General features: G+C 42.3%; 21 protein-coding genes, 1 tRNA gene, 1 rRNA gene and 1 riboswitch. Of the genes, 16 read left to right on the top strand and 7 right to left on the bottom strand.

Features of this window, described 5'->3' with window-relative positions; all coding sequences use genetic code 11:
* Positions 1-30: 30 nt before the first annotated feature.
* Together ACQKL0_RS00115 and ACQKL0_RS00110 are read left to right on the top strand one after the other, a co-directional pair.
* Positions 31-2,421 carry a bifunctional diguanylate cyclase/phosphodiesterase gene (locus tag ACQKL0_RS00115; RefSeq protein WP_427685630.1) on the top strand — a complete coding sequence of 797 codons (2,391 nt, stop codon included), beginning with the start codon at positions 31-33 and terminating at the stop codon, positions 2,419-2,421.
* Positions 2,422-2,505: 84 nt separating this feature from the next.
* Positions 2,506-2,694 carry a hypothetical protein gene (locus ACQKL0_RS00110; protein WP_402871278.1) on the top strand — a complete coding sequence of 63 codons (189 nt, stop codon included), beginning with the start codon at positions 2,506-2,508 and terminating at the stop codon, positions 2,692-2,694.
* A 138-nt stretch (positions 2,695-2,832) separates the two neighbouring features.
* Here ACQKL0_RS00110 and ACQKL0_RS00105 read toward each other — a convergent pair whose 3' ends face one another.
* Complete coding sequence (locus tag ACQKL0_RS00105) at positions 2,833-3,231, bottom strand: SET domain-containing protein (RefSeq protein WP_402871281.1); 399 nt, start codon at positions 3,229-3,231, stop codon at positions 2,833-2,835.
* Positions 3,232-3,583: 352 nt separating this feature from the next.
* On the opposite strand from ACQKL0_RS00105, the gene ACQKL0_RS00100 reads away from it, so the two are divergent.
* From ACQKL0_RS00100 to ACQKL0_RS00090, 3 genes are all read left to right on the top strand, one after another.
* Complete coding sequence (locus tag ACQKL0_RS00100) at positions 3,584-5,074, top strand: amino acid permease (protein ID WP_427685628.1); 1,491 nt, start codon at positions 3,584-3,586, stop codon at positions 5,072-5,074.
* Between the two features lie 203 nt (positions 5,075-5,277).
* Complete coding sequence (locus ACQKL0_RS00095) at positions 5,278-6,384, top strand: CaiB/BaiF CoA transferase family protein (RefSeq protein WP_427685626.1); 1,107 nt, start codon at positions 5,278-5,280, stop codon at positions 6,382-6,384.
* 172 nt (positions 6,385-6,556) lie between these two features.
* On the top strand, positions 6,557-7,081 hold the full coding sequence (locus tag ACQKL0_RS00090; RefSeq protein ID WP_427685624.1) for a hypothetical protein: 525 nt from the start codon (positions 6,557-6,559) through the stop codon (positions 7,079-7,081).
* Between the two features lie 36 nt (positions 7,082-7,117).
* Here the strand turns inward: ACQKL0_RS00090 and ACQKL0_RS00085 are convergent, their stop codons facing one another.
* Positions 7,118-8,221: a 5-methyltetrahydropteroyltriglutamate--homocysteine S-methyltransferase gene (locus ACQKL0_RS00085; protein WP_402954163.1), complete on the bottom strand. Its 1,104-nt coding sequence runs from the start codon at positions 8,219-8,221 to the stop codon at positions 7,118-7,120.
* A gap of 83 nt (positions 8,222-8,304) precedes the next feature.
* A riboswitch (SAM riboswitch) is annotated at positions 8,305-8,404 on the bottom strand.
* A gap of 215 nt (positions 8,405-8,619) precedes the next feature.
* Here ACQKL0_RS00085 and ACQKL0_RS00080 point away from each other — a divergent pair.
* Both ACQKL0_RS00080 and ACQKL0_RS00075 read left to right on the top strand, forming a co-directional pair.
* The gene (locus tag ACQKL0_RS00080) at positions 8,620-9,657 is read left to right on the top strand and encodes a PTS transporter subunit IIC (protein ID WP_427685622.1); all 1,038 of its coding nucleotides are present in this window, start codon (positions 8,620-8,622) and stop codon (positions 9,655-9,657) included.
* A gap of 11 nt (positions 9,658-9,668) precedes the next feature.
* A complete protein-coding gene (locus ACQKL0_RS00075; protein ID WP_427685620.1) occupies positions 9,669-9,803 on the top strand; it encodes a hypothetical protein in 135 nt (44 codons plus the stop codon).
* Between the two features lie 61 nt (positions 9,804-9,864).
* Here ACQKL0_RS00075 and ACQKL0_RS00070 read toward each other — a convergent pair whose 3' ends face one another.
* Positions 9,865-10,902, bottom strand: a complete 1,038-nt coding sequence (locus ACQKL0_RS00070) for a hypothetical protein (protein ID WP_427685618.1) — start codon at positions 10,900-10,902, stop codon at positions 9,865-9,867.
* Between the two features lie 298 nt (positions 10,903-11,200).
* Here ACQKL0_RS00070 and ACQKL0_RS00065 point away from each other — a divergent pair, with 298 nt between their 5' ends.
* The 7 genes from ACQKL0_RS00065 (at position 11,201) to ACQKL0_RS00035 (ending at position 18,951) form a co-directional block, all read left to right on the top strand.
* Positions 11,201-11,647, top strand: a complete 447-nt coding sequence (locus ACQKL0_RS00065) for a hypothetical protein (RefSeq protein WP_427685616.1) — start codon at positions 11,201-11,203, stop codon at positions 11,645-11,647.
* Between the two features lie 189 nt (positions 11,648-11,836).
* The gene (locus tag ACQKL0_RS00060) at positions 11,837-12,382 is read left to right on the top strand and encodes a glycerol-3-phosphate responsive antiterminator (RefSeq protein WP_402876044.1); all 546 of its coding nucleotides are present in this window, start codon (positions 11,837-11,839) and stop codon (positions 12,380-12,382) included.
* Between the two features lie 207 nt (positions 12,383-12,589).
* The gene (locus ACQKL0_RS00055; protein WP_402876046.1) at positions 12,590-13,414 is read left to right on the top strand and encodes an MIP/aquaporin family protein; all 825 of its coding nucleotides are present in this window, start codon (positions 12,590-12,592) and stop codon (positions 13,412-13,414) included.
* A 25-nt stretch (positions 13,415-13,439) separates the two neighbouring features.
* Positions 13,440-14,930 carry a glycerol kinase GlpK gene (gene glpK, locus ACQKL0_RS00050; RefSeq protein WP_402876048.1) on the top strand — a complete coding sequence of 497 codons (1,491 nt, stop codon included), beginning with the start codon at positions 13,440-13,442 and terminating at the stop codon, positions 14,928-14,930.
* 243 nt (positions 14,931-15,173) lie between these two features.
* Positions 15,174-16,826, top strand: coding sequence for a glycerol-3-phosphate dehydrogenase/oxidase (locus ACQKL0_RS00045; RefSeq protein ID WP_402876050.1), 1,653 nt, complete (start codon positions 15,174-15,176; stop codon positions 16,824-16,826).
* Between the two features lie 184 nt (positions 16,827-17,010).
* Positions 17,011-18,465, top strand: coding sequence for an alanine/glycine:cation symporter family protein (locus tag ACQKL0_RS00040; RefSeq protein WP_402992110.1), 1,455 nt, complete (start codon positions 17,011-17,013; stop codon positions 18,463-18,465).
* A gap of 309 nt (positions 18,466-18,774) precedes the next feature.
* Positions 18,775-18,951, top strand: a complete 177-nt coding sequence (locus ACQKL0_RS00035) for a hypothetical protein (protein WP_427685614.1) — start codon at positions 18,775-18,777, stop codon at positions 18,949-18,951.
* 127 nt (positions 18,952-19,078) lie between these two features.
* Here ACQKL0_RS00035 and map read toward each other — a convergent pair whose 3' ends face one another.
* The 3 genes from map to ACQKL0_RS00020 all read right to left on the bottom strand — a co-directional run bounded on the left by map (position 19,079) and on the right by ACQKL0_RS00020 (position 21,074).
* Positions 19,079-19,819, bottom strand: coding sequence for a type I methionyl aminopeptidase (gene map, locus ACQKL0_RS00030; protein WP_402954152.1), 741 nt, complete (start codon positions 19,817-19,819; stop codon positions 19,079-19,081).
* A gap of 356 nt (positions 19,820-20,175) precedes the next feature.
* Positions 20,176-20,248, bottom strand: a tRNA-Ala gene (locus tag ACQKL0_RS00025).
* Positions 20,249-20,366: 118 nt separating this feature from the next.
* A complete protein-coding gene (locus tag ACQKL0_RS00020; protein ID WP_402876056.1) occupies positions 20,367-21,074 on the bottom strand; it encodes an MgtC/SapB family protein in 708 nt (235 codons plus the stop codon).
* Positions 21,075-21,210: 136 nt separating this feature from the next.
* Here ACQKL0_RS00020 and ACQKL0_RS00015 point away from each other — a divergent pair, with 136 nt between their 5' ends.
* Positions 21,211-22,092 (top strand): DMT family transporter, encoded by an 882-nt coding sequence (locus ACQKL0_RS00015; protein WP_407407872.1) that lies wholly within the window; start codon positions 21,211-21,213, stop codon positions 22,090-22,092.
* A 45-nt stretch (positions 22,093-22,137) separates the two neighbouring features.
* On the opposite strand, the gene ACQKL0_RS00010 is transcribed toward ACQKL0_RS00015, so the two are convergent.
* Positions 22,138-22,326 (bottom strand): hypothetical protein, encoded by a 189-nt coding sequence (locus tag ACQKL0_RS00010; RefSeq protein ID WP_402876058.1) that lies wholly within the window; start codon positions 22,324-22,326, stop codon positions 22,138-22,140.
* Positions 22,327-22,739: 413 nt separating this feature from the next.
* On the opposite strand from ACQKL0_RS00010, the gene ACQKL0_RS00005 reads away from it, so the two are divergent.
* Positions 22,740-23,054 (top strand): 16S ribosomal RNA (locus tag ACQKL0_RS00005); the annotation flags it as partial.

Genomic DNA, 23,054 nt, shown 5'->3' with positions numbered 1-23,054 from the left:
CATGGAAGCTATAACATAGGGCTTGTCATTTTGTCCTTCATAATTGTGACCTTGGCTTCGTATTCGGCTTTGGATCTTGTGGGAAGAATCATCCATTCAAAACAGAAAGCCAAGAAATATTGGCTGGTAGGTGGAGCGATTACGATGGGTCTAGGCATATGGTCGATGCATTTTATCGGGATGCTGGCTTTACAGGTCCATGAAACAATTACGTATGATTATCTTAAGGTCCTGATATCGGTTGGGATCGCCATTTTTGCTTCAGGGATGTCCTTGTTCTTTGTCAGTCGTCAAACGATGAATTGGAAACAGCTATTGATTGGAGGTGCCTCATTGAGTACAGCCATCCTTACGATGCATTACACGGGAATGGCTTCGATGCGTATGGCGGCGTCCATTCAGTACGATCCGCTATTGGTGATCTGTTCCGTACTAATTGCTTGTACGGCTTCAGTCGCGGCTTTAAAGATCAATTTTCGCTATAAACATCAAAAGGCTACCCGGCTATTTGAAAAAATCATCAGTGCAAATATCATCGGGATAGCGGTTGCAGGCACGCACTATATGGGAATGGCGGCTGCCACGTATCACAGCAATCACGTGGTTTCCCCAACCAGTTCAGCTCTTCCTATTGGAACACTCTTCCTGGCACTCGGAATCGGAAGTGCCATGCTTTTCATTCAAATAGTTGTCCTCTTTTTCATTAGCCTTGATAAGAAACTCACCCTACAGAACAAGGAGGTGCTACTAACCCAGCAAAAGTACGATTCCCTTGTTACTTATAATCCGGATATCATTTTCAGGATGAATAAGGAAGGGAAGTTGGAAACAATCAATCCGGCGGTTTTCAGGATTTTAGGTTATACACCAGAGGAAATTCAAAGATTGTCGATTGAAAGTCTTGTATCTGAAGAGGAATGGCAGGAAAGTAAAAATTACTATATGGATACGTTAAAAGGGACCCTTCGCTCTTATGAAATTATGGCCATCCATAAAAATAAGAGCAAGGTCACTTTTAATGTCTTGACCGTTCCGGTATATGTCGATAATGAAATCGAAGGTGTATACGGAATTGCCAAGGACATCACCGAGCAGAAAGCGGCCTTGGCCAAAGTCAATTATATGGCCTATCATGATGAACTTACAGGGTTGCCAAACCGAAGATCCTTTAAGGAAAAAGCAAATATCTTCATTGAGCAAAATGTGGAAGGCATGTCTGCTTTGCTCCTGATGGATATTGATCGATTCAAGACCATTAACGATACCTTGGGACATGGGCAAGGTGATTGGTTTATAAAAGAAATTGCCAAACGGTTTGACGATTGCCTGGAACCAGGAGAACTCCTAGCTAGAATCGGGGTGGATGAATTTGCGGTATTCCTGCCGCAGATATCCGGGCTTGAACAAGTGGAAATCACCGCCCAAAAGTTACTGGAATCTTTGGTAGAACCAATCAAGCTCAATAACCATGACATCTACACAACCACATGTATTGGGATATCGGCTTACCCGCAGGATGGGGGGGACATCGAAGAACTTTTGAAAAGAGCGGATCTGGCGATGTTCTTAGGAAAAGGAACGGGAGACTCATCGTATAAGTTCTTTAAAGAGTCCATGGAAAGTAGATTGGATAAAATCCTGATTGAAGAAGAAATGAGGACGGGGATTCATAAAGATAATGAATTTCTATTATACTTTCAACCAAAGATCGATACACAGACTGAGAAAATATCAGGCGTAGAAGCTTTGGTCCGTTGGAACCATCCAAGGCTGGGGTTCGTCTCACCAGCTGAGTTCATTCCATTGGCTGAGGAAACGGGGCTGATCATCCAACTTGGTGAAAAGATACTCGACTTGGCATGTGCCCAACTCCATGCCTGGCATAAAGAAGGATTCGATTCCATTCATATCGCCGTCAACATATCGACGCGGCAATTCATGCAGGAGAATTTCATCGAAAAGTTGAAGTGCATGTTGGACAAATGGAATATAGATGGCAGGAATCTGGAGTTGGAAATAACTGAAAGTACGGCGATGAACAATGTGAACAGGGCCATCTTTACCTTTGAAAGGTTAAGGGAGCTGGGCGTGAAGATCGCCATAGACGACTTCGGCACCGGATATAGTTCCTTTGCTTACTTAAAGGATTACCCCATCAATACATTGAAAATCGACCAATCGTTTATCAGGAACTTGGCAACCGGTGGACCGGATGAAGCGATTGTGGCGTCCATCATTGGGCTGGCCAAAAACATGCAGCTGAATATCGTGGCAGAGGGCGTTGAATATCAAACGCAATTCGACTTTTTAAAAGAAATGGAGTGTAACCAGGTACAGGGTTACATGTTCAGTAAACCGTTGCCAGTACACGAATTAGAAGACAAGTTTCTACGCAATCTATATGCGTTTCCGGTCGCCTGAAGGATGGATGTTTGGGTCTCCTTGTTTAAAGAAGTGGTTATAGGGAAATACTATACTATACTAAAATATAAGGAGGAAACTCAGATGCCATCAAACAAAATGATTGGAACCGTCGTATTGGGAGCAGCTGCTTACTTAATGCGCAATAAAGAAACGCGTGAGAAAACAATAAGCCAGATCAAATCAATCGCTAATCCTGAAATGATTGATAAGGTAAAGAGCCAACTCCAATCCTTCACTAAATCAAAATCAAGTAATTCAACAATCAATTAAGGTAGCATGAAAAAAGCTCCATCAAGGGATAGCATATCCTTGATGGAGCTTTTTTGGTTTCCCTAATTACGTAAAAAGCACCTGCCTTTAAAAAACTGGAGAAAGTTTTTTAAACGGCAGGCGCTTTTATGTCATTAATTACTCAGCTTCTTCACCATTGTCTTCTTTATTGAACCATAACGGATCTTCGTTATCGACCTCACCATTATAATTGATGGTAATCTCTTCTCCCGCCTTAATATCGGTATAAGCGAAGAAATCGAATGTATGATGATCAAAGTTTATGTCATATGTGGCATTCGGCGTATAGGAGTGGTTAAACAGCATGCCATATCCTAAAAGCAGGCAAGTATGGTTGATGCCATACTCAAACGCATAATCCGCTAGCAATGTTTTCTCGATATGAACATGCTCTTCATTTGGATAAGCGATAACCGGTGCTTCATGCAACAGCTCACCTTTTTTAATATCACGTTTTGCGAAAACGCCTCTATTGAACTCTCCATCACTGAGTGTGGAATTTTTAACTTCGATCATATTCGTCACCTACTTGTTCTTTTCTTTTATAGTCCAGATTGTATAAGCTTGACAGCAATTAGGAAGAAAAGCAACTAATTTAGGGAAATTAATCGTTATCCTCTTGAAGAATCCCCAATAAGTGCAAAATATCGTGGCACAAAAACGCAAAGAAATATGGCGTAAGTGCAAAGGAATTTGTCTATATCGCGGTTTTATTGGGTGAAGATGTAGGATTTTGCTGACAAGTGAAAAGTGGCATGAAAATTGCTAAAAGAAATAGAATAATTAATCCATTCAGAACTTTCAAGTAGTATAATTTCTAAAGTGGGAATTTTCTGAACTGCGTGCAAAAGCAAAAGGGGATGTACATATGATAGTAAAACGCGAAGAGGAAGTCTTTGAGTATCCAGTCGAAACACCGAAAAAAGAACAGGCGTTAAACAGAGGGTTGAAATCTCGTCACTTAACGATGATTTCCATTGGAGGAGCCATCGGAACAGGATTGTTTCTTAGCAGTGGGGCTGCCATACATACAGCGGGACCAGGCGGTGCTCTACTTGCTTACGCATTGGTCGGGGCCATGGTGTACTTTGTCATGACAAGCTTAGGGGAACTAGCTGCCTTTATGCCAACCAGTGGGTCATTTAGTACATATGGAACGAAATTTGTCGATCCTGCCTTTGGATTTGCCTTGGGTTGGACATATTGGTTCAACTGGTCCATGACTATAGCGGCCGAGTTAGCCGCATCGACCATCATCATGAAATTCTGGTTTCCGGATAGTCCATCACTATTGTGGAGTTTCTCATTTTTAGTGCTTATTTTTCTATTGAACTATCTCTCTGTCAAAGGCTATGGTGAAGGGGAATATTGGTTTTCTTTCATTAAAGTGACGGCCATCATCATTTTTATCATTGTCGGCTTACTCATGATTGTAGGCATTATGGGAGGGGAAGCGGTAGGCTTTAAAAATTTCACAGTGGACGATGCTCCTTTTCCAGGTGGTTTCATGGGGGTATTCATCGTTTTCATAGCAGCAGGTTTTTCTTTTCAGGGGACGGAAATCGTTGGTGTTGCAGCTGGGGAAAGTGAAAACCCAGCTAAAAATATACCGAAGGCCATTAAAAGCGTCTTCTGGAGGATTCTCCTTTTTTACATATTGGCGATTTTTGTGATAGGGCTGCTTATCCCTTATACGAATTCAAGTTTACAAGGCGAGAATGTTATGGTCAGCCCATTTACGCTCATATTTGAGAAAGCGGGAGTAGCCTTTGCGGCTTCCCTGATGAACGCCGTGATTTTAACTGCGGTATTATCTGCGGGGAATTCAAGCTTATATGCCTCTACCCGTATGTTATATTCGATGGCTAAAGCCGGGCAAGCACCCCGGATTTTTGCCAAACTGAACAAACGAGGGGTTCCAGTGGCGGGTATGATCTTAACATGTGCCATCGGAATGCTTGCCTTTTTGGCTTCCATATTCGGTGATGGCACCGTATATCTATGGCTAATGAACGCGATCGGGATAACGGGATTTATCTTCTGGCTGGGCATTTCCATAAGCCATTATCGCTTCCGTAAGGCATATGTGTTACAAGGGCATTCATTGGATAAGCTGCCGTACAAGGCTTTATGGTTTCCAATCGGGACGATATTTGCCATTACGATTGGAATGGTCGTCATCTTGGCTCAAAATATCCAAGCGTTCTTTTCGGACCATATCGATTGGGGAAGTGTGGTGGCGGCTTACTTAGGAATCCCTCTTTTTCTCGCCCTCTGGTTTGGGTATAAACTGATTAGGAAAACGAGATTCGTTAAGCTCGAAGAAGTGGAAATTAATTTTGATGAAAAGTATGACTGAAAACTTCCGGACCATGTTCACAGACATGGTTCCGGTTATTTTATTATTTTAAATTGAACATGTACCAATGTTAGTCGCATTGAATTGGATGTGAATGTTGTTTTGCAGGAAACGAAAGGGTGGAAGAAGAATGAGTATAAAAGATAGAAATCCCAACTGAGGAAGAATGCATCCATTTGGTAGAAAAGGAAGGTGCATGAACGATGACACTACTGACCAATCTGAAAGTGCTAGACTTTTCGACACTTTTGCCAGGGCCATTCGCTACGCTCATGCTTGCAGACTTAGGAGCGGAAGTGTTGAAGGTTGAACGGCCGGCCAAGGCTGATACATGGGGAGTCGATCAATATTTGAACCGTTCAAAAAAATCGGTTGCCCTTGATTTGAAACGGCAGGAGTCGATTGATGCCGTAAAGAATCTAGTGAAGGAATATGATATTGTCCTTGAACAGTTCCGGCCGGGTGTCATGGATCGGTTGGGGCTGGGATACGAAGAATTAAAACAAATCAATCCAAAGTTGATTTACTGTTCGCTTACTGGCTTTGGTCAGACTGGTCCCTACAAGAATCGTCCAGGTCATGATATCAACTATATTTCGATAGCGGGGTTGTCCGGTTACTCAGGTACGCAAAAAGGAGGACCTGCAAAAAATGGAACACAAATAGCCGACCTTGCAGGAGGCTCCATGCATGCTGTCATCGGGATTTTGTCGGCAGTCATCTTCCGGGAGCGGACGGGTGAAGGTCAGTTCATCGATATTAGCATGACCGATTGCAGCTTTGCTTTGAACGCGATATCTGCCCCCCTACATTTACAGGGTGGATTGGAGCTTGAACCGGAAAAGTTGGTATTGAATGGCGGAACATTTTATGATTTTTATGAAACGAAAGACGGCCGTTACTTCTCGGTTGGAAGCTTGGAGCCATCATTCCGTGAAGTGTTATGTGAAGCAATCGGACAGCCTGAACTGTTCGAGTTAAGCATGAAGCAAGATGCGGAAAGTAGCATCCAATTCAAAAGGATCATCAAGCATGCATTTCTTGAAAAGACATTTGAAGAATGGCAGGGCATATTCGAAGAGTTCGAGGCTTGTGTCGAACCGGTGCTGACTTTTTCTGAAGCGACCAATCACCCGCAACTGCAAGCGCGTGGCATGATAGTCGAAGTGCCCGATGGAGAAGGAAACATGCAGAGGCAGATGGCTTGTCCCATCAAAACATCGGTCTTCACTCCAGAGTATAAACATGTTGGGATGAAGCCGGGACAAAGTAATGATGAGGTCTTTGGCACTCTTGAATTGGAGCGATAGCAACGGATGGACCGGCAGATGATCTGCCGGTTTTTTGTGGGTTAAAGGGGGAGTCCCTTAAGACATGTGAATATTTACTAGTTATAACGTATCCACACCGGGTAAGAGAGTATCATCCTTCGAATAAGGACTTGTCTGTATACACCAAGCTCAAATAAGGAGGATGATTGGCATGTTCGGTTTGTCTGATATCACTAAATTTCTCTTTTCCTTTTTTCTGATTTTACCGGTTGTCACGCTCATTCATTTAGGTGGGCATCTATTCTTTGTCACGCTATTTGGCGGTACGGAGAAAAAAATCAAGATCGGATGTGGAGAAAAGGTTTTCTCCTTTTGCAATATAGAAGTGAGAAAATACTACTTTTGGAATGGGCATTGTGAGTTCAAGGGATTAAAATATGATAATAAGTTCACGAATAGTTTGATTTACTTAGGGGGAGCCCTCTTTAACCTAATTAGCATGTTGTTGATATATAGTTTGGTTTATCAGGGAATCTTGGAGAAGTCGGTCCTCTGGTACCAATTCATATATTTCTCTTTCTATATTATGTTCTTTTCCTTATTTCCGATGTATTTTTCCGATGGGTCGCCAAGTGATGGAAAGGCCGCAGAATTGACATTGAAGAACCAGCTCGATGATAAGGTGACAGATGATGTAGTGGGGAAGAAAGAGGATGAGGACGATCGATGTTGTTGAATAAAGGGACGAGCATAGGCTCGTCCCTTTTTGTTCTTATCCCCATACTTCTTTGGCGACATCCACAACGAATTTTAACTTTTCCCATTGCTGCTCTTCCGTTAGCTTGTTGCCAAGATGTGTGGAAGCGAATCCGCATTGAGGGCTTAAGCACAAGTGTTCATGTGGCACGAATTGTGCCGCTTCTTTAATACGTGATTTAACGGTTTCTTTATCTTCAAGTTCGCCATTCTTCGAAGTAACCACGCCAAGAACGACTTGTGCGCCGTCATTTGGAATGTGTTCTAATGGTTTAAAATCCCCTGAACGATGATCATCGTATTCCAAGAAAAATCCATCTACATTTTCCTTGGCCAATAGAGTTGGGGCGATACGGGCATAGCTGCCTTCAAAAGCCCAAGTCGATTGGTAATTTCCACGACAAAGGTGAGTCGTGACAACCAAATCCTCTGGTTTTCCCTCCAACGTCCCATTAATCACGCGCAATGCTAAATCGATTAATTGTTCCCTTGTATATTTCCCCTCTTTGAACTGGAAGTCCGGAGCGGAAAGCCTGGCTATGTATACATCATCTAATTGTAAATAACGTACACCGGCATCGTAAAAGGCTTGTAAAGCATCTTGGTAGGCTTTGATAATATCTTTTGCATAGTCTTCGATGTCAGGATAGATTTCTTCATTATGGACACCTACCGCAAATAATTGATTGGGACTAGGGATGGTTTGTTTCGCCACAGCCCGTCCGTCCACGATTTCATTAAACTCAATAAAGTCTTTAATAAAGGGGTGATCTGGGTTGAAAGAAATTTTTCCTGTATTCCGAACGTTATAACGTTCTGTTTCAATTCCATCAAAGGTGAGACCTTTTTCCGTGACATACCCTTCGATTCCATTTAAATGTTCCAAGAAGTCAAAGTGCCACCAGGTGCGTCTGAATTCCCCATCAGTCACTGCCTCTAAACCGATTTCTATTTGCTTATCGACGATACGCTTGATTTCCTTCGTTTCAACGTCGCGTAATTGTTCTGCGGTAATGATTCCTTCTTTCCGTTGCTTTCTTGCCAGATGTATACTTTCTGGTCTTAATAGACTTCCTACGTGGTCGGCTTTGAATGGAGCTTTCGTTAAAGTGATAGACATGGTAGATTCCTACTTTCCTTATTAAAATATAAAAACCTCTTCTTTAAAAAAGAAGAGGTATAATCAGCAATGCTTATATTCTCTTCTTATCTTCAAGTTGAACACTTCTGGAATTAGCACAGTACAGTAAAGTCTGTTGCTGAGGTATCAAAGGGCCAGTCCCTCCACCTCTCTGGATAAGAAAATGAACTATTCAATTAATTACGACTATACAGGTAGTATTAGTAAAGGTCAATAGAAAACAGATAATTTAGAATATAAGCGTTATTAGAAAGTAGTTTCTCTTAGTTTAAATACTTTTATACACTTTCGCGGTGAAGTATTAAAAAAATCCTTTGACTATTGTCAGAATATTTCTTATAATTGTGTACATTACAGCGAGATAGGGGATTATTCAGATGAGAGATTTTTTTAATAAATTATTAACGGGGATGAGCATAGGGATTGTCGTTTCATTAATTCCGAATGCTTTGTTAGGGGAAATACTTAAACTATTGATTCCACATTTTCCCGTGTTACAGCATATATTCGATATCACCGTTTTCGTGATGAGCTTGTTACCTGTCATGATTGGGGTGATGGTCGGGATTTCGTTCAAGCTACCATCCATTCAAACGGCCAGTATCGGGATCGCGGCCATGGTCGGAAGTGGTGCCATCCAGAAAACGGCTGACGGTTTATTTGCCCTTAATGGGATTGGCGTTGTAATCAATACCGGAATTACCGCGGCATTGACCGTATTGTTCCTGCAACTAATTGGCGACAGATTAAAGGCGTATGCGATTCTTTTGATGCCGACTTTAAGTATCTTGGTACCAGGAATGATTGGATACTTCATTCTGCCATACGTAAAATCCGCTACGGGACTATTAGGAGTCGGCATCGCTAACGTGACGTCCTTGCAGCCCATTTTGATGGGAGCCATTATTTCCGTTATCTTCTGTCTCATTATCTTATCTCCCATTTCAACGGTTGGGGTGGCGACGGTCATTATGCTCTCAGGTATAGGATCGGGTGCGGCCAACCTAGGAATCGTGGCAGCTGGTGTGGGCCTAGCCATTGCAAGCTACAAAGCGAATTCATTAGGGACGGCTTTAGCCCATGTGTTGGGTTCCCCTAAGATTCAAATGAGGAATTTCTTCATGAAACCGAAAATTGCGTTTCCCATGTTAATCACGTCAGCTATTCTTGGTGCGTTGGCAGGTTTGTTAAACATACAAGGGACCCCATATAGTGCTGGATTTGGTTTATCGGGATTGGTCGGTCCCTTGAACTACATGAAACTGGCGGAAGGCGGATGGATTTTCAGTAACATATCCATCATGGTCATCATTTTCTTCATTCTTCCGGTTGTGTTGAACCTTGTACTAATCTACGTTTTCTCAAAGAAATTAAAATGGATTAAAGCAGACGACTATACCTTGCATTTTGAATAATACGAGGGTAAATGAAAGAAGCAGCCAGGCAAAGGGACCTGGCTGCTTCTTTTGATGGTGCGGCTATTTTCAAAGGGAATGTACGTTTAGATCTAACAGCTGCGAATCCACTTACCTTCTTTACAGGTAAGGACATCGGTTGTTGACAATAGAAAGAGCCACAAACCGAAGCGTATCTGGACGGTTTGTGGCATCATTCTCACCCCGTCATGAGTTGGTGGATGGGGTGAAGGTCTCTGCGATATGAGAGGTGATTGGACCGTACTTTTCCTGTTCGCTAGCGGGATAGGTAATGATAAAGGTAGTGCCGACCTGATCATTAAAGTAGTATTTCTTATAGATAACGTTCCCATTTTCTTCGTAGGAAATGACATACCAATCGTCTGTAAGTCGCTGATAGGCGATTTCTTCTGTGATATTTTTCAAAGCATCTTCATAATACATTTCAATCGTTTCTTCATCGTTGATTACATTCGTATGGCTAGCAAAGGCGGTAATTTCAAATTCCTCATTATAGAACCTGGCTCCATCACCATTGGTTGGTGGGGTGTCCATATTTAAGCCTTTGGGATAGTACATGGAGAACCCATAACGGCCATTTTGATATAGTTGGTACGCAGTTTTTTGACCGTCGGCTTTTTCTACGGTTTTCTTATCTTCAGTTTTCTTTACTTTCTTTTCTTCTGGTTGCGTTTCTTCCTGGTCTTTCAGGGCAAGATCGACTTGTTCCGTAAGTTTAGTCAACTCGGATTGATAGCTTGATAGCAATTCATCCGACTCCAAGCTTTTTTCTAAAAGTCGTAATTTCTTTTGTGCTAAACTGTAATTTTCTTTTGCTATCAGTTCTTTCACCAGCTTCATCGTGTCTTCAAACGAAGAGGTTGTTTCCTGATCAGCAAGGACTTGTTCTTTTAGTTTTTTAGCTTCGGTCTGCAACGTGTTCAATGTACTTTTATTCGTAATGACGGCATTTAGAGATTCAAGGGAAGTATCAAATTCTTTTTCTTCATATGCAGTGACTGCAGTATCCATATGATTTGCCTGATCCAAATAAGCGGAGGCATCCTCATCTCCTTCTTTCTCCTTTAAGGCTAATTCGAATTGGATGGCTGCCTGATGATAATCCCGTTTTCCTAGATATTCGATTCCCTTATCCATAGCATCCTGATGGCTATCATTTGAACATGAAGCAAGGACGAATAAGCAGAGGAGGATAACGGTTAGTGAAAGGCCTTTTTTTATCATGTAATCTCCTATTCTATCGTACGGTATTTTAGTGCGAATTAATTTTACCAGAATTTGAACGCTGTGGGTGGTTTTGCAAGACGAATACAAAATTTAAATTATTTTGTTTGAGCGGTCATTCATCTGTCATCCCGAGTGGCATTTTTTTATTTAAAGGTGGTCAACTGTTAGAACAGAACAGATACTGATAAAATATGGTAAGAGGGAGTGAAGGGGCGGTAATGGGTCGTTCCGCAATTACCCAATTCGGAATAAGATGATTCAACGGAGTTTTTGCATAGGGCAAGGGAGGGAAACCATGTTTGATAAATTCAAGGATATAATAAATAAGGCTACAACGGAGGGGGTTTCAATCCCCATTACGGCAAAGATGATGGCAAGTTTAATAGAAAAGAAGTCAGGCGAAGAAGACATTGTTGTGCATATTTCACCAGAGTATATCGTGCTGCGCGGGACTACAGAGGTGAAGAAAATGATGTTGAAGAAAAAGGTTGCCTTCACCGTCACCTTGAAACCGGTGCAAATCGAAAAAAGAACGATTCTGTTTCAGCTTGTTGGGATGAAACCGGTTAATGTTAATTTCATCAACCATAAACTGTTTAATAAACCACCATTCTTTGAATATCATAATCGGATGATCAAAATTGATTTTAACGCATGGGATATGGTGAAAAAGGTACCGGTCGGGCAGATTAAGTCATTTGAGCTGGTTGAGGGTGCCATGAATATCAAATTGGCTCTTTGACTATCAAAAAACAACAAAAGGCCTAAATAATGGCTCTTTATTTAGGTTTTTTGTATGCTTAGGGTACACGCATTCTTTTCTCGTGGAATTTGGATAAATGCGAGCGTCCTTATGGAATGATGGTGGGACCTATTGTTTTTACGGCAGGTTCTGATTATGATGGGATTGTTAGCATAGGAGGAGGATATGATGGATCAGAAGATACTGCCTGCTTCGGCAAGCATGAAGGATTTCGAGAGGTTCTTGGAGAGTTCCTATGAGATAGGGGTTTTTCTGGATTTACATATATCACAGCTGAAAAATGTGAGCTTGATGGCCAAGCAACGTAATAAGAAGATGATTTTCCATGTAGATTTGATTCAAGGAATCAAAAGTGATGAGTATGCCACAGAATTCATTTGCCAGGAGGTCCAACCTTATGGCTTGATTTCGACAAAGTCCAGTGTGATTTTAAAAGCGAAGCAAAAGGGCGTTGTCGCGATTCAACGGATTTTTTTAATAGATTCCCATGCGTTGGAGAAAAGTTATAAGTTGGTAAAGAAGACAAAGCCTGATTATATCGAAGTGTTGCCAGGTGCCATGCCCTGGATGATTAAAGAGGTGAAGGAACATTTGCAAACGCCGATTTTGGCCGGAGGGTTGATCCGTAATTCAGATGAGGTCCTGAACGCACTTGAGGCGGGAGCATCGTCGATCACCACTTCCAAAACGGAGTTATGGAATATGTTTAAATAAAAAATATAAAACAATTTTCTATTTTTTGATAAATAGTTTGACAGCGTTTTCATTAACTAGTATATTAATCTAAAATACAAGTTAATAGATGTGACGGAGATAAGGAGATTCACAACGGAAAATTCCCATTTACTTGTGGGATAGTTCTGCTGTGGGCCTCCTTTTATTGATTTATGGTCATTATTCTAGAGGGGAAGAGGTTTTAATATGACACCATTTTGGGGAGAAGTAGTAGGTACGATGATTTTGGTTCTTTTTGGTGCAGGCATCGGGGCGGGATCTTCATTGAAAGGATCTTATGCCAAAGATGCTGGATGGATTGTCGTGACGATTGCGTGGGGGTTAGCTGTGACAATGGGTGTTTTTGCAGTCGGTTCCATTAGTGGTGCCCATTTAAATCCGGCTGTCACCATAGGTTTTGCACTTATCGGGGAGTTTCCTTGGGGAGACGTTCCAGGATATATCATAGGTCAGTTAATTGGTGGGATTCTAGGTGCGACATTAGTATTCTTGCATTATTTACCGCACTGGAAGGGTACGAACGATCCGGGTGCCAAGCTTGGTGTATTCGCGACTTCACCAGCGATCCCACATACTTTTTCCAATCTATTAAGCGAAATGATTGGTACATTCATCCTTGTTCTTGGTTTACTATTCATAGGGGCCAATGAATTTACGGAAGGGTTAAATCCATTTGCAGTCGGTTTATTGATCGTTGTGATCGGGATGTCCCTAGGTGGGACAACAGGATACGCCATTAACCCTGCCCGTGACTTGGGTCCACGTATTGCACATTTTCTTCTTCCTATTCCAGGTAAAGGAGATTCGAATTGGGGCTATTCATGGATTCCAGTCGTAGGTCCGATAGTAGGTGGGGGACTCGGAGCCATCTTTTATAAAGCATTCTTTTTAGGTGAAATCACGATAGTAAGTTGGTCTGTTTTTGCAGGAAGCCTAGTATTATTGATAGTGGCTTACGTATTTGGAAAAAAACAGTCGCATGAAATAGAGAGTAAGAATATAGCTAGTTAATTTAAAGAGGTTGGGGGAAAATACTATGAAAAAATACATCTTATCTTTGGATCAAGGAACAACAAGCACACGGGCAATATTGTTCAATGAAAAGGGCGAGTTGGTCCATGTAGCCCAAAGGGAGTTTACACAGCATTTCCCGAAACCGGGCTGGGTTGAGCATGATGCCAATGAGATTTGGGGGTCGGTTTTAGCCGTCATTGCGAGCGTCATATCGGAATCCGGAATAAAGCCTGAACAAATTGCCGGGATCGGAATAACGAACCAGCGTGAAACGACAGTCGTATGGGATAAGGAAACGTCAGTCCCTATCTATAATGCCATCGTATGGCAATCCAGACAGACGAGTGCCATCTGCGAAGAGTTGAAGGAAAAAGGTCATAATGATATGTTCCGGAAGAAAACGGGATTATTGATTGATGCTTATTTTTCCGGTACAAAGGTGAAATGGATCCTTGATAATGTGGAAGGTGCACGTCAAAAGGCCGATGAAGGCAAACTACTATTTGGAACGATCGATACGTGGTTGATCTGGAAGCTCTCAGGAGGAAAAGCCCATGTGACGGACTATTCCAATGCTTCAAGAACGTTGATGTATAACATCCATGAATTGAAGTGGGATGAAGAGATTCTGGAAATCCTGGATGTTCCAAAGTCCATGTTACCGGAAGTCAGACCTTCTTCAGAAGTGTATGCGAACACGATCGAATATCATTTCTTCGGGCAATCGATTCCAATTGCCGGTGCAGCAGGTGACCAACAAGCCGCTTTATTCGGCCAAGCTTGCTTTAATCAGGGAATGGCGAAAAATACGTATGGAACAGGATGTTTCATGCTTATGAATACGGGTGAAAAAGCAGTCGATTCCGAACATGGCCTATTGACGACGCTTGCCTGGGGATTGAATGGCAAGGTTGAATATGCACTGGAAGGCAGCATATTCGTAGCCGGTTCTGCAATCCAATGGTTACGTGATGGCATGCGGATGCTGAATAACGCCCAGGATAGTGAGGCGTATGCAAAACGAGTGGACAGCACGGATGGCGTCTATGTGGTGCCAGCCTTCGTAGGACTGGGAACCCCATACTGGGACAGCGATGTACGTGGCTCTGTATTTGGACTAACACGCGGGACAACGAAAGAGCACTTTATACGCGCTACCCTTGAATCCCTTGCTTACCAAGCGAAGGATGTCCTGGATGCGATGGAAGCAGACTCAGGTATTGCGCTGAAGACATTGCGAGTGGATGGCGGGGCAGTGAAGAACGACTTCTTAATGCAATTCCAAAGTGATTTATTAGGGGTACCCGTGGAAAGGCCGACACTGAATGAAACGACAGCGCTGGGTGCCGCATACTTGGCTGGACTAGCGGTTGGCTATTGGAAGGATCAAGAAGAAATCGCCCAGCAGTGGGTAATAGACAAGACTTTCACGCCTTCCATGGAAGAGAAGGAAAGTGAAAAATTATACGAAGGCTGGAAAAAGGCCGTGCACGCGGCAATGGCTTTTAAATAAAATAAGCAAAGTCTTTTAAATACAGGCAACACTATGATATACTGAAATCAAGTTAATAACTCGGCCGGAGAATAGGAGAGACCACGAATGCGTTATCGAGAAATCGATGATGTGCATTTGTGGTCTCTTTCTCTATATTTATATCCTGATTATGGTTATTGGCTTACTAGAATGGGAAGATAATAGAGTATATGCTGATTATTAGAAGAACCAACAAGATAACACCCCAAGGAGGAGTTAGATATGAGGTTTTCAAATAGATATAGAAAAGAAACAATCGATAAATTAAAAAAAGAGAAATTTGATTTAGTTGTAATAGGTGGAGGAATCACCGGTGCAGGGATAGCATTGGATGCGACCGTACGCGGCATGAAAGTGGCATTAGTTGAAATGCAAGACTTTGCGGCTGGTACATCAAGTCGATCAACCAAGCTTGTCCACGGTGGATTGCGTTACCTTAAGCAGTTGGAAGTGAAGATGGTTGCCGAGGTAGGTAAAGAGAGAGAAATCGTTTTTGAAAATGGACCGCACGTAACGACACCGGAATGGATGCTCCTTCCGATGCATGCAGGTGGGACATTCGGCAAATTCAGCACATCTATCGGTCTCCGTGTCTATGATTTCCTTGCAGGCGTCAAGAGAAGTGAACGGAGAAAAATGCTTACTGCGGATGAAACCTTGAAGAAAGAACCGCTTGTCAAGAAAGACGGGCTTAAAGGTGGAGGGTATTATGTTGAGTACCGTACGGATGATGCGCGTCTGACGATTGAAGTCATGAAGGCGGCCGTCGATAAAGGGGCGACTCCCATCAACTATACGAAGGTAGAAAAATTGGTCTATGAAGATGGTAAAATTGCTGGAGTAAAAGTCCGGGACGTACATTCAGATGAAGAATACGAAATACTTGGAGCAAAAGTGGTCAATGCAGCTGGACCATGGGTCGATTCAATTCGTGAAAAAGATAACTCGAAAAAAGGAAAAACGCTTAAGCTATCCAAGGGTGTTCACATCGTCATTGACCAATCGAAGTTCCCTTTGAAACAGGCCATTTATTTTGATACGCCGGATAAACGGATGGTCTTTGCCATTCCGCGTGCGGGTAAAGCTTATGTGGGAACGACAGATACCTTTTATGAAGGAGATCCGATAGATCCGGGTGTAACGCAAGAAGACCGTGATTATATCTTGAAGGCGATAGCTTTCATGTTCCCTGAAGTGAAGGTTACGGATGCAGATATTGAGTCAACCTGGTCCGGTGTAAGACCATTGATTCTGGAAGAAGGCAAGGACCCTTCTGAAATTTCACGAAAAGATGAAATATGGGTGTCCGATTCAGGTCTTATCACGATTGCCGGTGGGAAATTGACCGGGTACCGCAAAATGGCCAAAACGACCGTAGACCTAGTGGCCAAGAAGTTTTCAGAGGACTTGAACAAATTGTTCGCTGATCATAGTACAAAACGGATCCGCGTTTCAGGTGGAGATGTAGGTGGGTCGAACAACTTCCCTGAATACATCAAGAACCATATTCAAATGGGTGTAGATGCAGGGCTCTCTGTTGAAGATTCCAGAAAGATCCTGTCCATGTACGGATCGAACGCGCCGGTGTTATTTAATATTGCTATCAATGAAAAGGATGGGGGAAGCCGTACAGGCCTACCGCAAGTGTTATTCGTACAATTGCAATATGCACTGGACCATGAAATGGCAGCCACTCCTGTAGATTTCTTCTTCCGCAGAACTGGAACGCTTCTATTTGATATCGATTTGGTTCAAACGCATAAAGAAGCCGTAACCAACTACATGGCTGAATACTTTGGTTGGAACGAATCAGTTACAAAGAAAAGAACAAGCGAACTGGAACACGCAATACAAGGCGCTACTTCAGTCTTGTGACCTCCATATGAAAGTAGAAACGCCAGCGGATAACGCAGGCGTTTCTTTTTTATGCTGTCAAACAGGTTCCCCTTTTTACGACAAGATTATATTTAATGTAAGAAAAACTAACATAACATATTGTGGAAAAATATAAATTGTTATATAATTTTGAATATTCTAATCGATAAAAGGGGGAACTTACTTGAAGGAATTCATAGATGCTTTGAATGGAGTGTTATGGAGCTCACCGGTCATTTATATCTTATTGGGGGTCGGGCTATTATTCTCCATATTGACGCGTTTTCTACAAGTTAGGCATATTAAAGAAATGATTGTATTGATGTTCCGGGGAAAGAGTTCGAAAGCGGGGGTTTCTTCATTCCAGGCTTTATCCATTGCCCTTTCAGGACGTGTCGGGACAGGGAATATAGCAGGGGTGGCGACGGCCATCGCCTTCGGTGGACCAGGTGCGGTTTTTTGGATGTGGGCCATTGCTTTCATAGGGGCATCCAGCGCATTCATAGAATCTACGTTAGCCCAGATTTATAAAGTGAAGCAAGACGGTCAATATCGTGGGGGGCCTGCTTATTATATTGAAAAAGGGATAGGGTGGAAATGGTTCGCCGTCCTTTTCGCAGGCGCGGCACTTATCGCAATGGCAATTCTTATGCCGGGCGTCCAGTCCAATTCCATTGCCGCCGGAGTGGAAAATGCCTTCGGTGTTGAGCCGTTCATAACAGGAATTGCCGTGGTCCTTTTACTTGGGTTCATCATATTCGGTGGCGTAAAGAGGATCGCCAATGCCGCACAACTGATTGTTCCGTTTATGGCCCTCGGGTATATTCTATTATCCGTTATCATCGTCTTCATGAATATCACAGAATTACCCGGTGTCATATCATTAATATTTAGAAGTGCTTTTGGTCTGGATTCTGCATTTGGTGGGTTGATCGGGATGGCCATCGCGTGGGGAGTGAAACGCGGCGTGTACTCGAATGAGGCTGGTCAAGGAACGGGTGCTCACCCAGCAGCTGCAGCCGAAGTTTCCCATCCGGCCAAGCAAGGCCTTGTCCAAGCTTTTTCCGTTTATATAGACACCCTATTCGTTTGTTCGGCTACTGCCTTCATGATCTTATTCACGGGCATGTACAATACGCAAGCGGAAGATGGGACATCAATCGTGAATAACTTAGGAGAGGTGGAACCGGGTCCAGGCTATACACAAGCGGCCATTGATAGTGTGATTCCTGGGTTTGGTGCAGGATTCGTGGCTATAGCCCTCTTTTTCTTCGCCTTTACGACCATCATGGCCTACTATTATATCGCAGAAACGAACATTGCTTACCTGATGCGAAATCGGAATAGTAAATGGGCGATGCACACCTTGAAGGTCATTATCCTTGCCGCCACTTTTTATGGAACGATCCGAACGGCAGAAGTGGCTTGGGCCTTAGGGGATGCGGGGTTAGGAATCATGGTATGGCTCAATGTCATAGCGATTCTGATTCTAGCCAAACCAGCACTCATAACATTACGGGATTACGAGAAACAAAAGAAACAAGGGGTGGACCCAGTTTTTGATCCAAAAGCATTGGGGATTAAAAATGCGGATTTCTGGGAGCATGAATATATGAAGGATGAAGAGAAAATATCATAATCCTATGAAATGATATATGTATTTCAATTAAGCTAGCTCGAGTGATTGGGCTAGCTTTTTTTGATGTCATTACCAAAAAGGGAACTACATATTATGAGTAAAGAAATGGATAGCGGACTAGCTGAGTCGGGCGTGTCTTCATATTCACAAAGGTGGTAAATGGACCAATATTATACATTTGGTTATAATGAGACTATCTATAGGTAATCGTTCGTTCAGTTAATGTCACGGAAAAGGGAAAGTAAATAATCCTTCACTTAAGTTTGGTGAGAAGTTCGTAAAAAGTGGTGGTAAAGGGAGGCGAGTGGAATGGTTGCCGTATTGGTTGCTGTATTTAAAGAAGTTGGAGAAATAGTGAGTTTGGTATTAGGATTGATCATCGCCTTGATGCTGATGGTTGGGTTGGGTGTAGCCCTTACAAAAGTACAAGAGTCCGTTCTAGCACCCGCTGTTCGCAAGATCAAGAAAATGATGAGTAGAAGTTAGCGTAAATGCCTTCACTCCCCGAATCATTCTCGCAATATTCCCTACCTGACGAGATAAAAGCGGAGTGTAAAGAACATTCCGCCGTGTACTACTATTTTAATATAAAACTTTACCGTCTATGCTTGAATTAAAGGGTGACAATAATCGGGCCATTTTTAGTAAGGATAATCGTATGCTCCAATTGAGCTACAAAGCTTTTTTCTGTGGCATAGGTCCAATTATCTTCTTTTTGGAATACTTCTTCTTCAAAGGTTGAAATAAATGGCTCGAATGCGATAACCATCCCTTCCTTTAGTATTTCGTTATCCCAAGGATCATAATAATTACATATATGGGCAGGTGCTTCGTGGATCTTTCGTCCAACACCATGTCCCGTAAGATTTTCGATAACAGTGAATCCATGTTGTTTCGCGGTTTCAAAGACCGCTTTTCCGATTTTGCTTTTCTTGGCACCAGGTTTTGCTTTCTTGAGACCTGCATCAAATGCCTTTTTAGCGACATCGCATAGTTTCGTTAAGACTTCATTGCCCTCTCCTACTACAAATGAGATTCCTGTATCTGCGAAATAACCATTCTTTGAAGCGGAGACATCTATATTTACGAGATCCCCTTCTTGAATAACCCGTTCACCTGGAATGCCATGCGCCACTTCTTCGTTAATGCTAATGCAAGTATAACCAGGAAAATCATATTCCCCTTTTGGGGCGGAAATGGCACCTGCCTTCTTTAGCAGTTCTCCAGCAATATCATCAAGTTCTTTGGTCGTTACGCCAGGAATTGATCTTTGTACCAATTCATCTCTAATGGAGGCAATAATTTTGCCGATTTCTTTCAAGCCATTAAAATCTTCTTCAGTCTTTGCAATCATTCTTTCACCTCATTAATTATTTATATAGGAGTTATTAATTGTACCCTTATTTCCACTTTAGTTAAAATAAATGTGAAAAAGTGCCTGACGAATTTATTCCGAAAACAGTTAGCTCCTTCACTCTTCTAAAAATATCAGAAACACAAGAAAAAACAACTGATGAGTGGCTGGTTTGAATCGTCCGATGTGAGATGAGAATGGTATCGAGGCAAAGGTAAGTAAAATGTAGCTATTCCAACGTAGAGGGAAAAAGCATGAATTACTGTTAAGGCGATTATAAAGGGAAGTTTTTTGAGAAGAAAAGGGGAGGGATACAAAGAAAAACCCTTTGCTTAAAAGCAAAGGGTTTTGAAGTATGGAGACTAGGGGGATCGAACCCCTGACCTCTTGGCTGCCAGCCAAACGCTCTCCCAGCTGAGCTAAGCCCCCGGGTTATGGTACAATAATTATTTTATTCGGAATCTGAAGAAAAGTCAATATTAAATTTTATAATTTGTAAAATGAGTAAGAAAAACCCGTTTGAAGGAATTCAAACGGGTTTTGTACATTAGCCATTTTCAATTTCCACTCTGGATATTTCACTGAGTTTAGAGACGGTATAGTACACCTCGGAAGTCTTGACTTTATAATCGACCAACACTTTTAGTGTTAAAAGGTGAAGGTCTTCTTCGACATCTTTAATCCGAAGCGCCTTGATGTAAATATTCTCTTCTTTAATTTTCTTCAGTACGATAGCAATATCATCTTTACCCTTGATCTCTAGCTTTAGAAAGATTTCCTTTTGTCTCAATTTTCTTGGTCCGAGCCAAGTGACAAGGGACGGCACCAATTCGACACTGATGATTAACAGGATGACTCCAGCGATCGCTTCAAGGAAGAATCCTGCCCCGACCGCAATCCCAATACCTGCGGCACCCCATATGATGGCGGCGGTCGTTAAACCGGAAATGCTGTTATTATCGCGACGCAGGATGACCCCTGCACCGATGAAACCGACCCCTGATACGATTTGGGCCGCAAGACGAAGAGGGTCCATCGTGATATTAACATCGTCACTGCCTGGAAATTTATAAGCTGATTCCAACGAAACGATTGTTAATAAACAGCTGACGATGGAAATGACCAGACTTGTTTTTAGTCCGACTGGTTTCCGTTTCATCTCCCTCTCTAACCCAATGATTAATCCGAGGAGAGCCGAAATCCCTAACTTTATCAATATCTGCAGTTCAGATTGAGGTTCGAACACCCATTCCATACCATTCACATCTCCTCAGAAAAGATAGAAGAATTAATAATCTATTCAATATTGCCCATTTCAAATAAACTATCCCTTATAATTCTACCATAGTAAAATAAACTTCAAACTAGAATTCGGGGAAAGAGGAGAGAGAATGCAGCCCAAACCAAAAATGAATCCCTATTTGGCTTTAGCTATAGGAGTAGCCTCGGTTTCTTTTTCGGCGATCTTGGTCAAATTAGCAACTGCGCCTTCGGGAATCATTGCTTTTTATCGATTATTATTTACCGTTCTATTGATGCTTCCTGTTTTCCTTATCAAGTACCGGCATGAACTCAAGCTCATCCGGAAAAAGGACTGGTTGTTATCGATTGCCGCTGGTGTGTTTCTAGCCTTTCATTTCATACTGTGGTTTGAATCGCTCAATTACACATCTGTGGCCAGTTCGACAGTCCTTGTCACACTTCAGCCGTTATTCGCTTTCGCGGGGGCTTACTTCTTTTTTAAAGAAAGGTTTTCGTTGAGAGCGATAGGTAGTGGCGTCATCGCGATAGCCGGAAGTTTTGTCATCAGCTGGGGAGATTTCAGAATCAGCGGGATGGCACTTTGGGGAGATGTCCTAGCCCTTATCGCATGTGCATTAGTAACGGGTTACCTATTGTTTGGACAGAGTGTTGTAAAACGTATCTCTTCTATAACATACACATTTGTCGTGTATAGCATTAGTGCGGTTACTTTGTTCGTCTATGTTCTTGTTAAAGGCGAGGCACTCGCGCCCTATGCCGTTGAAGATTGGATCTATTTCATTCTCCTTGCCATCTTTCCAACGTTATTAGGACATTCGTTGTTCAACTGGACATTGAAATGGCTAAGTACTACAACCATTTCGATGGCGATACTTCTGGAGCCGGTAGGGGCCACGGTCCTTGCCTACTTTATTCTCGATGAGCCTATTCTATGGACTCAAGTTCTCGGAGGCACCATCATCTTGGTTGGTCTAACGACGTTTTTAAAAGGTGAAGGGAAAGAAGGTTGAAAAAGACTCATATAAAAGCAGTAAGTCTGACGCGACTTACTGCTTTTATTCATAGGGATAGAATAAATAGGTCATCCTGGTGAAAATCAAGGCGAAGATAAAGCTGAATAAGAAGGTCGTGCCGTTCACTTTCCCTTTTTCTTTACTGAATTTAATGGCTTCATAAAAAGCGGTGCAGAATAAATAAAGAGCCATGCTATAACAAATGAGTAGCGCAACCAATAAAAGATTCATCATTTCACCTCATAAAAAAGATATCAATCTATCTATATATAAATTCAAGATGAAATATGCGTGATTGTTTAATTTTGTTACGGAGATAAAGTGAATGCAGGAGAAGTTTATATAGAAGAAATGAAAATGAAAACTTTTTTTAAAAAACTTTGTAAAAATATATTGCAAACATTTTTTATACATGGTATATTATTTCTTGTCGCTAAGACAGCAACTTAAACAGCTTAACAAGCTGTTGAAAATTATTTTAAAAAAGTTGTTGACAAACAGCAATGAAACATGATAAACTAACGAAGTCGCTTTGAGAGAAACGACAACGAAATTGCTCTTTGAAAACTGAACAAAACAAAGCGCCAACGTAAATTTTGAGTGAGCACACACTATAAAAAAGCAAAATGAGCAAGTCAAACATTTCTTCGGAGAGTTTGATCCTGGCTCAGGACGAACGCTGGCGGCGTGCCTAATACATGCAAGTCGAGCGAATCGATGGGAGCTTGCTCCCTGAGATTAGCGGCGGACGGGTGAGTAACACGTGGGCAACCTGCCTATAAGACTGGGATAACTTCGGGAAACCGGAGCTAATACCGGATATGTTCTTTTCTCGCATGAGAGAAGATGGAAAGACGGTTTCGGCTGTCACTTATAGATGGGCCCGCGGCGCATTAGCTAGTTGGTGAGGTAATGGCTCACCAAGGCGACGATGCGTAGCCGACCTGAGAGGGTGATCG

The sequence above is a fragment of the Peribacillus sp. NPDC097264 genome (assembly GCF_050277925.1).
In the GTDB taxonomy this organism is placed as follows: domain Bacteria; phylum Bacillota; class Bacilli; order Bacillales; family DSM-1321; genus Peribacillus.
This window is presented reverse-complemented; position numbering and strand designations above follow the sequence as displayed.